This is a genomic window from Marinobacter sp. 2_MG-2023, from assembly GCF_030546935.1.
Taxonomy (GTDB): Bacteria; Pseudomonadota; Gammaproteobacteria; order Pseudomonadales; family Oleiphilaceae; genus Marinobacter.
The window spans coordinates 226,793-238,899 of sequence record NZ_JAUOPH010000006.1 but is presented as its reverse complement, the minus strand read 5'-3'; the positions used below and the strand labels follow the sequence as shown (position 1 = coordinate 238,899).

Annotated in this window: 11 protein-coding genes; 6 read left to right on the top strand and 5 right to left on the bottom strand. The window is 55.1% G+C overall.

Annotated elements, in window-relative coordinates:
* The first annotated feature begins 20 nt into the window (after positions 1-20).
* From Q4501_RS16535 to Q4501_RS16510, 6 genes are read left to right on the top strand one after another with little or no spacing between them, the layout of a single operon-like run.
* A complete protein-coding gene (locus tag Q4501_RS16535; protein WP_303597425.1) occupies positions 21-1,061 on the top strand; it encodes a rod shape-determining protein in 1,041 nt (346 codons plus the stop codon).
* Positions 1,062-1,090: 29 nt separating this feature from the next.
* A complete protein-coding gene (mreC, locus tag Q4501_RS16530) occupies positions 1,091-1,987 on the top strand; it encodes a rod shape-determining protein MreC (RefSeq protein WP_303597424.1) in 897 nt (298 codons plus the stop codon).
* Positions 1,987-2,463 carry a rod shape-determining protein MreD gene (gene mreD / locus Q4501_RS16525; RefSeq protein WP_303597364.1) on the top strand — a complete coding sequence of 159 codons (477 nt, stop codon included), beginning with the start codon at positions 1,987-1,989 and terminating at the stop codon, positions 2,461-2,463. The genes mreC and mreD overlap by 1 nt, the downstream gene beginning before the upstream one ends.
* Before the next feature lie 2 nt (positions 2,464-2,465).
* Entirely contained in the window at positions 2,466-3,068 is a 603-nt protein-coding gene (locus tag Q4501_RS16520; protein WP_303597363.1) for a nucleoside triphosphate pyrophosphatase, read from the top strand.
* Complete coding sequence (gene rng, locus Q4501_RS16515; protein ID WP_303597362.1) at positions 3,065-4,546, top strand: ribonuclease G; 1,482 nt, start codon at positions 3,065-3,067, stop codon at positions 4,544-4,546. The genes Q4501_RS16520 and rng overlap by 4 nt, the downstream gene beginning before the upstream one ends.
* 37 nt (positions 4,547-4,583) lie before the next feature.
* The gene (locus tag Q4501_RS16510; protein WP_368497909.1) at positions 4,584-8,360 is read left to right on the top strand and encodes a YhdP family protein; all 3,777 of its coding nucleotides are present in this window, start codon (positions 4,584-4,586) and stop codon (positions 8,358-8,360) included.
* A 6-nt stretch (positions 8,361-8,366) separates the two neighbouring features.
* Here Q4501_RS16510 and yjgA read toward each other — a convergent pair whose 3' ends face one another.
* The 5 genes from yjgA to ptsN form a co-directional block, all read right to left on the bottom strand.
* Positions 8,367-8,897: a ribosome biogenesis factor YjgA gene (gene yjgA / locus Q4501_RS16505; RefSeq protein ID WP_303597361.1), complete on the bottom strand. Its 531-nt coding sequence runs from the start codon at positions 8,895-8,897 to the stop codon at positions 8,367-8,369.
* Positions 8,898-8,919: 22 nt separating this feature from the next.
* On the bottom strand, positions 8,920-10,281 hold the full coding sequence (mgtE, locus tag Q4501_RS16500) for a magnesium transporter (protein ID WP_303597360.1): 1,362 nt from the start codon (positions 10,279-10,281) through the stop codon (positions 8,920-8,922).
* Between the two features lie 94 nt (positions 10,282-10,375).
* Positions 10,376-10,645 carry an HPr family phosphocarrier protein gene (locus Q4501_RS16495; RefSeq protein WP_303597359.1) on the bottom strand — a complete coding sequence of 90 codons (270 nt, stop codon included), beginning with the start codon at positions 10,643-10,645 and terminating at the stop codon, positions 10,376-10,378.
* A 6-nt stretch (positions 10,646-10,651) separates the two neighbouring features.
* Positions 10,652-11,536, bottom strand: coding sequence for an RNase adapter RapZ (gene rapZ, locus Q4501_RS16490; protein WP_303597358.1), 885 nt, complete (start codon positions 11,534-11,536; stop codon positions 10,652-10,654).
* Between the two features lie 29 nt (positions 11,537-11,565).
* Complete coding sequence (gene ptsN, locus Q4501_RS16485) at positions 11,566-12,036, bottom strand: PTS IIA-like nitrogen regulatory protein PtsN (RefSeq protein WP_303597357.1); 471 nt, start codon at positions 12,034-12,036, stop codon at positions 11,566-11,568.
* Positions 12,037-12,107 lie beyond the last annotated feature (71 nt).

Genomic DNA, 12,107 nt, shown 5'->3' with positions numbered 1-12,107 from the left:
AGGTTGAAACTACACGAATGTTGATTAAAAGACTCCGAGGCTTATTCTCCAGCGACCTGTCCATTGATCTGGGCACCGCCAACACCCTTATTTTCGTGCGTGACCGCGGGATTGTGCTGAACGAGCCATCCGTTGTAGCCATTCGTACCACGAATTCCCAGAAAATGGTTGCCGCCGTGGGCTCCGAAGCCAAGCGTATGCTGGGCCGGACGCCAGGTAACATCACCGCTATTCGCCCGATGAAAGATGGCGTGATTGCTGATTTTGTGGTGACCGAGAAAATGCTACAGCACTTTATTCACAAGGTGCATGAGAACAGCTTCATTACGCCAAGCCCGCGGGTTCTGGTGTGTGTTCCCAGCAAGTCTACTCAGGTTGAGCGCAAGGCCATTCGCGAATCGGCGCTGGGCGCCGGTGCTCGTGAAGTGTTCCTGATTGAGGAACCAATGGCCGCGGCGATCGGTGCCGGTTTGCCAGTGGAAGAAGCTAGCGGCTCAATGATTGTGGATGTAGGTGGCGGCACCTCCGAAATTGCGATTATTTCCCTGAATGGCATCGTCTATGCCGATTCCGTAAGAGTGGGTGGTGACAAGTTTGATGAAGCCATCGTTACCTATGTGCGTCGTAATTACGGCAGCCTGATTGGTGAATCTACTGCTGAGCGCATCAAGCATGAGATTGGTTGTGCCTATGAAGGGCTGGAGATTCTCGAAATCGATGTTCGGGGTCGTAACCTGGCTGAAGGCGTGCCACGGGCGTTTACCCTTAACAGTGAGGAAATCCTGGACGCGCTTCAGGAGTCACTGGCTCAGATAGTACAAACGGTTAAAAGTGCGTTGGAGCAGTCCCCGCCAGAGCTGGCTTCGGATATCGCAGAGCGTGGCATTGTTCTGACCGGCGGCGGTGCACTGCTGCGTGGGCTGGACAAGCTGATCAGCGAAGAAACCGGGTTGCCGGTTATTATTGCCGAGGATCCGCTTACCTGTGTCGCCCGTGGTGGCGGCAAGGCGCTGGAAGTGATTGACCGGGGTGGCATCGGAATGTTCTCACCGGAGGGATAATCCTTTGGGGAGGGATCGCCATTAAAACCATTTTTGTCCAGGGGCCAGTTCCTGGCCTCAGGCTGCTGCTCGTTATTATCGTATCGGCAACGCTGATTGTTGCCGATCAGCAGTTCGACCGCGTTACGCCTGTCCGAAGCACTCTGGCAACCGGCCTCACCCCTGTCTACTGGCTTGGCAATGCGCCCTATCAGTTCAGTGACTGGGTTGCTGGCCTGTTTACCACCCGTGAAGATGTGAAACAGGAAAACGAAGATCTGAAAGCCCGCCTTCTCATCCTTGAGAGAAGGGCGCTCAAGTACGCTGCCCTGGCGTCTGAGAATAACGAACTCCGCCGCCTCATGAATTCCTCGGAACTGCTGGATGACCGCGTTATCGTCAGTGAAGTGGTGAGCGTGTCGCCAGACCCCTATTCCCATGAAATTATCATCAATAAAGGCCGTAGTGATGGTTTGGAGGTCGGGCAGGCGATACTGGATGCCTATGGACTGATGGGGCAGGTCATACAGACCAGTCAGGTGACCTCCCGTGTACTTCTTGTTTCCGACAGCAGTCATGCGGTGCCGGTTGAAGTGGTGCGGAACGGGCTGAGGGCGGTTCTTCTGGGTACTGGCGATTCAGGAGCCCTTGATCTGGTTCATGTGCCTGACACGGCGGATATTCGTGAGGGCGACCTTCTCGTCAGTTCCGGGCTTGGCGGGCGCTTCCCGAGGGGTTATCCGGTTGCAGAAGTCAGCTTGATTAACAAAGAACCAGGCGAGCCCTTTGTATCGATTCGTGCGCGGCCTAAGGCTCAGCTCAATCAAAGTCGTCTCGCTCTGGTGGTTTTTCCGCCAAAAGGCGAGCTTCGGTCTCAGCCTGCAATCGGTGATGAGGCGCAGCCAGAGTCGTCTGACTCGGTTACTGAGCAAGAGGGTGAGGGCTGATGTTATCTGTAATCAGTTATCCGGTTTTTGCGCTGTCAGTGATCGTGTCACTGGTGTTGAGCATTTCTTTGTTTCCTGTAGGTTGGTTCGAGTTCCGGCCCGAGTGGCTCGGTTTGATAGTGTTTTACTGGACGTTCCGGGCCCCGGGGCAGTTCGGCATCCTGTTTGCCTGGTGCCTCGGCTTATTGCTCGATGTGCTGGAGGCAACGCCATTGGGCGTCAATGCTTTGGGCATGGCGCTGATCGCGTTTCTCGTTCTTACCGTTCACCAGCGGCTGCGGATGTACCCCCTGCCGCAACAGTGCCTCATGGTGTTTCTCCTTCTGGGCATCAATCAGATGCTGGTGCACTTCCTCAAGCAACTGTTCGGAGGCGAGGATGCCGGCTTCAGTTACTTGTGGCCGGCACTGACCAGCGCTCTGGTGTGGCCCCTGTTTTCCATCCTGATGGATAACATCAACCGGAAACTGGGGTAGCCATGTCATCTATTATTCTTGCCTCTGCATCACCGCGCCGTGCGGAGTTGCTTGAGCAGATCGGTGTTGCATTCACTGTGCAGCCTGCTCATATCGACGAAACACCCCGAGCGGTAGAAATGCCGGGTGATTACGTTGAGCGGCTGGCTCGGGAAAAAGCCCTTGCTGTTGCAATCAGTTTTCCTGATAAGCTGATTCTCGGGTCTGATACTTCCGTGGTTCTGGACAATGTGATTCTCGGGAAGCCATCGGATGCGTATGAAGCAGGAACGATGCTGGCGGAGTTGTCTGCCAAAACCCACCGGGTTATGACAGCCATTGCGCTGGTGCAGGGCGGGCGTTGTGAATCCCGTTTGGTGACGACAGAAGTGACGTTCCGCAAGCTTCTGGAGCCAGAAATTGCAGCCTATGTGGCTTCAGGTGAGCCCATGGACAAGGCTGGAAGTTATGGAATTCAGGGCCTTGGTGGTATTTTTGTGAAAGAAATCAAAGGGAGCTACAGTGCAGTTGTTGGCCTGCCGTTGCAGGAAACAGCTGCCTTGCTGGCCGATGCCGGTTGCCCTGTCTGGAAACACTGGCCGAGTAGTCGGGAGAGCCAATCATGAGCGAAGAAATCCTGATCAACGTAACGCCGGTTGAAACCCGGGTCGCGCTGGTCGAGAACGGTATGCTGCAGGAAGCGTATATCGAGCGTGCCAGCCGCAAAGGAATTGTCGGCAATATCTACAAAGGCAAAGTTGTGCGTGTGCTTCCTGGCATGGAAGCAGCATTCGTAGATATAGGCCTGGAAAGAGCCGCCTTCATTCATGCATCGGATGTTGTCGCGAACCAGCCCGGCACGGCAGACTCCGGCGAAGGGCCAAAAACGGTTCCCGATATACGTACCCTGTTGCGAGAAGGCCAGTCATTGGTCGTGCAGGTAACCAAGGATCCTATTGGCACAAAAGGCGCCCGGCTAACCACTCAGCTTTCCATACCCTCCCGGTATCTGGTCTTTATGCCAGACGTCAGCCACGTGGGTATCTCCCAGCGGATTGAAGATGAGACCGAACGTAACCGTTTGAAGGCTCTCGTTGAGGAAGGTGCTGCAGCACACGCCGATGTGCAAGGAGGCTATATTATCCGCACAGCGGCTGAGGCTGCATCGGAAGAAGAGCTGATGGCCGATATGAATTACCTGCATCATCTCAGCCAGTCCATTCACGAACGGATTGGAAAGGTGCAGGCCCCTGCAGCTGTGTATAAAGATTTGCCCCTGTTCATCCGCACCATTCGTGATCTTATCCGGCCTCAGACTGAAAAAGTGCGTATCGACAGTCGCGAGAGCCATCAGCGCGTGATGGAATTTGTCGAAGAGTTCGTGACAGAGTTTGCCGATAAAGTTGAATACTACCCGGGCGAGAGGCCTATTTTTGATCTCTATTCGGTTGAGGATGAGATCCAGCGGGCGCTTAGCCGCAAAGTTCAGCTCAAGTCCGGCGGTTATGTGATCATTGACCAGACCGAAGCCATGACAACCATCGATATCAATACCGGTGCGTTTGTGGGGCATCGCAATCTGGAAGAGACCATTTTCAAGACCAATCTGGAAGCGGCCCGGGCGATCAGCCGTCAACTGCGCCTGCGCAATCTGGGTGGCATTATCATCATCGATTTTATCGACATGGAAGACGCTGAGCATAAACGCCAGGTTCACAGAATGCTGGAAAAGATGCTCGAGCGGGATCACGCGAAAACCAAGATTACCGGTGTGTCCGAGCTGGGCCTTGTTGAGATGACCCGTAAGCGCACCACAGAAAGCCTTGGCCAGGTTCTTTGCGAGCCTTGCCCGATCTGCGATGGCCGGGGTTTCCTGAAAACCAGTGAAACCGTGTGTTTCGAGATTTTTCGGGAAATTCTCCGGGTTAACCGGGTTTATGATGCCGAAAGCTATCTGGTAATGGCTTCCCAGAGTGTGGTTGATCGACTGCTGGATGAGGAGTCGGACAACGTGGCTGACCTTGAAACCTTTATAGCCAAGACGGTCCGTTTCCAGGTGGAACCATTTTATAGCCAGGAGCAATACGATGTGGTTTTGCTCTGATTTTGGAGCAATCTACCGGCGGAGGGGGTGACTTAGAGTGACACCCCGGATGCCTCCTTCCGACAGCCAGCCAGCCCGTTTGATTGCGCTGCTGACCAGCACTTTCTGGTGGCTGTTGGTGGTTGCTCTGGTGCTGTTTGCTCTCTACGCCGGAATCGGAAGGCAGCTCACCCATAATATTGATGCCTTCCGGGATGACCTTTCCCGCGAGCTATCCGCCCGCCTTGATCACGACGTCAGTATTGGCAGCCTCTCCTCTCGCTGGTTCTGGCTTGACCCTTCCTTTACGGCGGAAAATATAGAGATCACTAACCCCGATACCGGGGTGCGGGCATTGCATCTGCAGCATCTGACTATTCGGTTTGACGCATTGGCCTCGTTGATGCGTTTTAGAGTTGTATTCGAGGATTTTGAGGCTGAAGGGCTCGATTTGACGCTGAATCAACGTGACAGTGGCGATCTCGGCGTTCGAGGAGCGGATTTCCAGGAACCCTTCAACAACCGACTCCGGTATTGGCTGGAAGTTGCCGGAAAGTGGCTGTCAGACCCTTACATAAAAGTCACTCGTGTAAGCCTGGGTATCCGGGATAACCAGGGCCAGCTCAGGCACCTCGACATTCCCCAGCTTGACCTGAGATACCAACAGGGCCTTTTTCGTGCATCAGGGCGCGCTATGCGATCCGCAACGACCCAGCAGCTCGCCAGTTTTACGCTCGTGGGGAAGCACTTCTTTCGCGGTGATTTTACCGGCCAGCTTTACCTCGATGTGGATTCCGGACGCCTGTTCGACGGCCTGATTGATGAGTATCAATGGAAGGATATACGCGTAGAAGGCTTTGATCTGGGTGGTGAGGCCTGGCTTACCTTCCGTTCAGGTGTCTTGCAGCAAGTCAACGGGACGGTCAGGACGCCGTACCTGCAGCTCGGTGTTGGAGGGGAGTCTCTGGCGCCGCTAGAAGATATCAGCGCCCGATTCGGCTGGCGCCGCCATAATACTGTCCTCGAAGCAAAGGAGGGTGCCAGCGCACAACCTGAAACCATTGGGGAGTGGCACCTGAAACAGCTGGCCTGGACCTGGAATGGTGACACAGTGCCTCCGTTCAGTCTGCTTTTGTCGCCCCAGCCCGAGGGGTTCTCTTTAACAGCTGACGCTCTTCCCTTGCTCCCGTTAAGACGGCTTGCCGAAACCCTGCCTCTGCTGCCTGATGTGGCCCGTGAAGCACTCGAACAGTATCGTCCCGTCGGTTTTCTCGATGGTATGACGCTCAGCATTCCGGGCAATACAGGCAGTAGTTTCGAATTATCCGGGCGCCTCAGGGGTGTCGGGGCAGCCGCATACGGGGGTGCTCCAGCGGTACAGAACGTGAACGGGTTCATTTACGTTGATCAGACATCAGGCTATGTGGAGGCCCGCTCAGGCAGTCAGCCTGTTGCTCTCGGCTTTCCTCAACTCTTTGGAAGCGAGTGGTCGTTACCCGAACTTGCCGCTACCGTCGCCTGGAAGCTGGATGGATCTGTAACCCGGGTATATGCGTCAGACATAACCATGACCTATGGCGAGGACACCCATCTGACCGGCGCTTTTGACCTGAAACTGGACAGGCAGGGTGAGGACGATCTCGGATTGCGAGTGGCTGTCGAGAATGCAGATGAATCCATGTTGGCGGACTTTGTACCTGCAAAGGTCGTGGATGCCGGCCTTTACGAATGGCTTACCTCCGCTATAGAAGAGGCAGATATTACTTCGGGTGTGTACTACGGCCATGGACAGATTGGTGGAGACGCACCTTCGGGGTCGTTTGTTTCCTCCATGTGGTATGAATTCGAGAACGGCATCGTCCGCTACGATGAACAATGGCCGAAAGTGACGGAGGCACGTGGAAGAGTTGCCATACAGAATGGCGACACTCTGGTGTCTCTGGAGTCGGGAAAAACCGGTGGATTGGCGCTGAACCCCGCAACCGTTGCGGTTATTCCCGGCGATGGCGGGGCGCGGGTCCGAGTGGATGTGTCAGCACCTGTGCCGGGTAGTGCTATCGCATTCTGGATGACTGACAGCCCGTTTGGGGCGATGGCCGGCACTCAGGCTTCAAACCTGAATTACGGTGGCGACTACTTGCTTGATCTGGATATTGACCTGCCACTTGATAATGCTGAAGGCGTGGTCGTGGAAGCCGATGTCAGTACGTCGAGCGGCTATGTAGGGTATCCGGGTGCGGACCTGAGTTGGGAGGATATTTCCGGGTCCCTGAAATACCACTCGGAGAAAGGTTTTTCAGGAGATCCGCTCAGTGCCCGGTTTCTCGGTGAGCCGGTCGAGGTTATGTTCAGCCAATCCTCTTCAGATAAAGCTTCTGATGCCGACGGGCTTAGCATCAGGCAAACCGGCTCCCTGTCTGTACCTGACGCGCTCCGTCAGGCCGGTTTGGCTGAGGAGGGAGAGAACAATGGCAGCGGACAAAGCAATTACGGGTTGAAAGGGAGTATTGATTATTCTGCGGAGCTCAATGTGGACGCAGATACAGCTTCGATCATCACCGTTCGCTCAACCCTTGAAGGATTGGCTATTGACTGGCCCGGCCCGTTTTCCAAAAAATCGGCAGAGGCGACGCCGCTGGTTGCAAAGATTGATCCGGCGGAGGCAGACGGAGTTGGCATCACCGGGAGCTGGCAAGATCGGGCGACCTTTGATCTGCTGCTGAAAAGTTCCGGTGTTGAGCTGACGTTCGACGAATTGTACCTCGGCGATCAGACGCTCACGAATATTCACCTGGAAGCACTCGATCTGGGCGATCGCTGGATTTTAACAACTCGCTCCGAGCGGGCGGTCGGCAGAATCGTTTTCCCGGCCGACGATCGCCCCATAGCTGCAAATTTTGAAGTAGTACGGCTTATCCGGAGTGACGGCGCTGCGGCGGAGGATGAGCCGGAATTGCTGACGGTCGAGCAGCAGTTGGAAGCCTTCCGGGCGATGGATATAGCGAACTGGCCAGATGTGGATATAGATATTTCCGAACTGCAACTGAATGGGGGCAGCCTTGGGCGTTGGTCCTTCCACCTGCGGCCAGAGCCCTCCCAACTCAATATCAGCGGCATCGAGGGGCGGTTAAAATCCCTCACGCTTCTCGGTGATATGACCTGGGGCGTAATAGACAACAGAGAAACCAGCCGGTTTACCGGGTCGGTTTCTGGCGGTGCGCTGGCGGATCTTGGCGAGCTCTTCGATACGGATATCCCGCTTTCCAATAAGCAGACGGACGTTCAGCTGGAACTGGACTGGCCAGGTCGGCCGGATGAGTTTGAGATTGCGGGGCTGAGCGGCGAGGTCAGCTTACGACTGGATGATGGTGTGATTCTGGAGCGCAACAACAGTGCCCAGATATTCCGGGTATTCAACCTGCTCAATGCCGATACCCTGTGGCGCAGGCTCAAACTGGATTTTTCCGATCTGTATGAGCGAGGTGTAGCGTTTGATGCGATCTCAGGCAAGGCGAGGCTGAACGAAGGTCTGCTGACCATGGATCCGGAACTCCAGGTTGTGGGGCCTTCGCTAGCCTTCAAGCTCAGCGGTAACACAGACCTGGCAAATGAAGCGCTTGATATGCGCCTGGTGGTCGTTTTGCCACTGACCCAGAATCTTCCCCTGGCAGCGTTGTTGATGGGCGCCAGTGCGCCGATAGGGGGAGCTCTTTTCGTACTGGACAAGGTGCTGGGCGACCCATTGAGCAAGTTGACCAGCGCCACTTACAACGTCACCGGCACCTGGGACGAGCCCAAAGTAGATCTCAGGCAGGTTTTTGATACCGGTGGCTAATCTGGGTTAGGCCTCAACCTCGTCAATACGCTCCCTCAGGTAGCGGAACAGTTTGCGGGTCTGGCCAGTATTTTTCTGCTTTTCAACGTCCCTGCGGGCGTTGCGAACCAGATTGCGTAAGTGTTGTATGTCAGCATCCGGGCAGTATCTGAAGAACTCACCCGCCACGGCATCACCTTCTGCAATCATACGGTCACGCCAGCGTTCAGCCAGGTGATGGCGACGTGTATGTTCTTCGCTGCCTGAATCGAAGGCATCAATGGCACGCTGCACCGCTTCCGGATCATCTTCCTGTCGGATAATCTTGCCGATGTACTGCAGATGGCGTCGCTTGGCTTCGTTCTGGCGTATCCTGCGCGACTCCTCAATGGCGTGCCTCAGAGTATCGCTGATAGTAAGCGTATCAAGCTGCTCATCGCTCAGCTCCATCATGCGCTTACCAATACCCTGCAGTGCGTGCATCTCCCGCTTTAGCTGGGATTTACTCGGGCCGGAATATTCGTAGGTATCGTTATCTTCGTGATCGCTGTCAATCATTAGTGCATCCAGGGTTTTCGAGTCAGGCGTAGACGATGGTCGCAAGGCCCAGAAATGACATGAAGCCCACCACATCTGTCACGGTGGTCAATATAACGCTGCCGGCCAGGGCAGGGTCGATGTTTCGGGATTTCAGGAATAGTGGCAGTACCGTGCCCACCAATGCGGCGACGACCAGGTTGATAACCAGTGCAGCGGCAATGATAGCGCCTATAAGGACATCCTGGAACCAGGCCATGGCAGCGGCCGCCACCACGACAGCCCAGAGCAAACCATTAAGGATTCCCGATAGAAACTCCCGGTTCAGCAGCCAGCCTACATTGGCGCCACTGATTTGCCCCACGGCCATGCCCCGGATAACCAGAGTGAGAGTCTGGCTGCCTGCTATGCCCCCCATGCTGGCCACGATAGGCATCAGTATCGCAAGGGCGACAACTTTGTCGATGGTGCCCTCGAACAGCCCAATCACCCCGGAGGCAGTGAAAGCCGTGATCAAATTGACACCCAACCAGACAGCTCTGCGGCGGGTGGTCTTCCATACCGGGGCAAAGGTGTCTTCATCGTCATCGAGGCCGGCCATGCTCAGCAGCGAGTGATCTGCATCCTCCCGGATAACATCTACCACGTCATCGATGGTGATCCGGCCCAACAGGCGACCCTCGTCGCTCACAACGGGGGCGGAAATCAGGTCGTAACGTTCAAACAGCGTGGCCACTTTAGTATCGGAAAGGGTGACGGGAATAGGCTCGATATCGGTGTCCATGACTTCCCGTACCGTTGCGCTCTGGTTGGATACAAGCATTTTGGTAATGGGAAGCATGCCGATAAACTCGTCCCTGCGGCTTACCACAATCAAGCTGTCGGTCATGGGCGGTAGCGCTTTGTGCCGGCGCAGGTACCGCAAGACCACATCCATGCTCAGGTCGGGGCGCACGGTGATGGTATCCGTGTTCATCAGGCCGCCTGCAGTGTCTTCCGGGTAGGAAAGCACTTCTTCGACCCGCTGCCGGTCCTGTTCGTCCATGGTGTCCAGGACTTCCTGGATCACCGCATCCGGCAGCTGTTGCAGAAGGTCGGCGAGATCGTCGGACTCGAAGTCCTCGATGATATCTGCCAGCTCCTGAGCATTCAGGCGGCTCAGGTATTCGGCACGAATATCTTCATTAAGATACTGGAGAACCTCGCCTTCCAGCTGTTTGTCTACCAGGTTCCATAGCACGGCACGCTGGCGTGGAGGCGAAGATTCAAGCAGGTGAGCGATATCACTGGGGCTCAGGCCGCCATTGAGAATGCGGGCGACCTGTTTCAGGGCGCCACTGTCCAGCGCTTCACTCAGTGAGCGAAGACGTTGGCGGGCTTGGCTTTTTTCCAGAATATCGGACATGAATCACCTGAGCTCAGAAAACACCTGCATTATAACGGAGTTAGGCTGTGCACGTGAGAAAGAGTTACAGGGATGTTCAGTGAAAAATGGTGAGTTACTCACCTTCCCCGAAATAGTCGTTGATCAACCCGGCAAGGGCCTCAATAGCTTCCTGCTCGCCCGGGCCGTCTGCCACGAGTTCCACTTCTGTGCCTTTGCTGGCAGCAAGCATCATGACCTGCATGATGTTTTTTGCGTCCACCTCGCGACCTTTGCCGCAGACTTTGACGGAACAATCAAATGCCGACGCTGTGGCAACCAGCTTGGCGGTGGCCCGGGCATGCAGACCGAGTTTATTGATAATCACAATATGCTGCCGTATCACGCTGGTTCAGACCTCTTTCCGGGCCTGCAAATGCGGTAGCTCGGTGTGACGTACCTGAGCGTTACTGGTGTGTTCCCGGAAGTGCCGCCCCAACTGTTCGCAGATATAAACAGATCGGTGCTGACCGCCAGTGCAACCAATGGAAATGGTCATGTAGCTGCGATTGCTATCCGCAAAGGAGGGAATCCAGCTCTCCAGAAACGTAATGAGGTCGGCTATCATTTTTTTGCTTGAAGGCTCTTTTTCAAGAAACTCGATCACTGGCTGATCAAGGCCTGTAAACTTTCGCAGGCTGGTATCCCAGTAGGGATTGGGCAGGCAGCGCACATCAAACACATAATCGGAATCCAGAGGTACGCCGTGCTTGAAACCGAAGGACTGGAAAAGCAAGGCCAGTTCCTGATCCTTACGACCCGCTACCCGCTGCTTCACCATATCCCGCAGCTCATACATCGACAGCCCTTTGGTGTTGATGTAGAGGTCCGAGAGCTTTGAGAGCGGCTCAAGCAGACTCTTTTCGTTGCTGATTGCCTCCCTGAGCGAGGTTTTGTCGTCGCTCAGCGGGTGCTTGCGCCGGGTGGCATGGAAGCGTTGCAGCAAGGACTGTTCATCGGCATCCAGAAAGATGATCTCTACCTGAATGTCATCTCTGCGAAGCTTGCGGTAAATCGCCTCAAAATTGGCCAGTTCGCCGGACAGGTTACGGGCATCGATACTGACCGCCATTTTGTCGAGTCGCCCGGGAGCACTCTGGTTAGCAGCTTCCCGGGTAAGAGGAAACAGCAGCCCGATCGGCAGGTTATCAATACAGTAGTATCCGAGGTCTTCCAGTACGTGAAGGGCGGTACTCTTGCCGGAGCCGGACCTGCCACTGACGATGATGAGCTTCATGATGAAACAGCCTGTTCCCAGAGTGGATGTCAGCCGCTCGCGGCGGTCATGCGTTGGTAAAGCGTGCTAGCATCTTCGCTCTGCCTGAGACGGTCACAGAAGGTACGCTCATTGAATTTCTCGGCGAGCTGGCTCAGTAACTCAAGGTGCTCACTGGTGGCTTCCTTGGGTACCACCAGTGCAAATACAAGATCCACCGGCTGGTTATCAATCGCATCAAACTCGACAGTTTCGTCCAGCGTCATCAGAACGCCAATAACGTGCTCAAGCCCTTCCAGGCGGCAGTGGGGGATGGCGATCCCCTGGCCGATTCCGGTGCTGCCCAGCCGCTCACGAGCGATCAGATTGTTGAAAATCTGGCTCTCGCTGAGTGAATCATTTTGCTGACGGATCTGCTCGGCAATGAACTCCAGAACCCGCTTTTTACTCGAGGCGGGTACCTTACACAGGGTCAGTTCCGGTGCAAGAATGTTGTCTATTGTCAGGGATGTGTCGCTCATGAATCGACCGCGCTTCCGTTAAAATAAAGCTGCGGCACGTTGTCCGGGCCGCAGCTTGATTAGATTACATG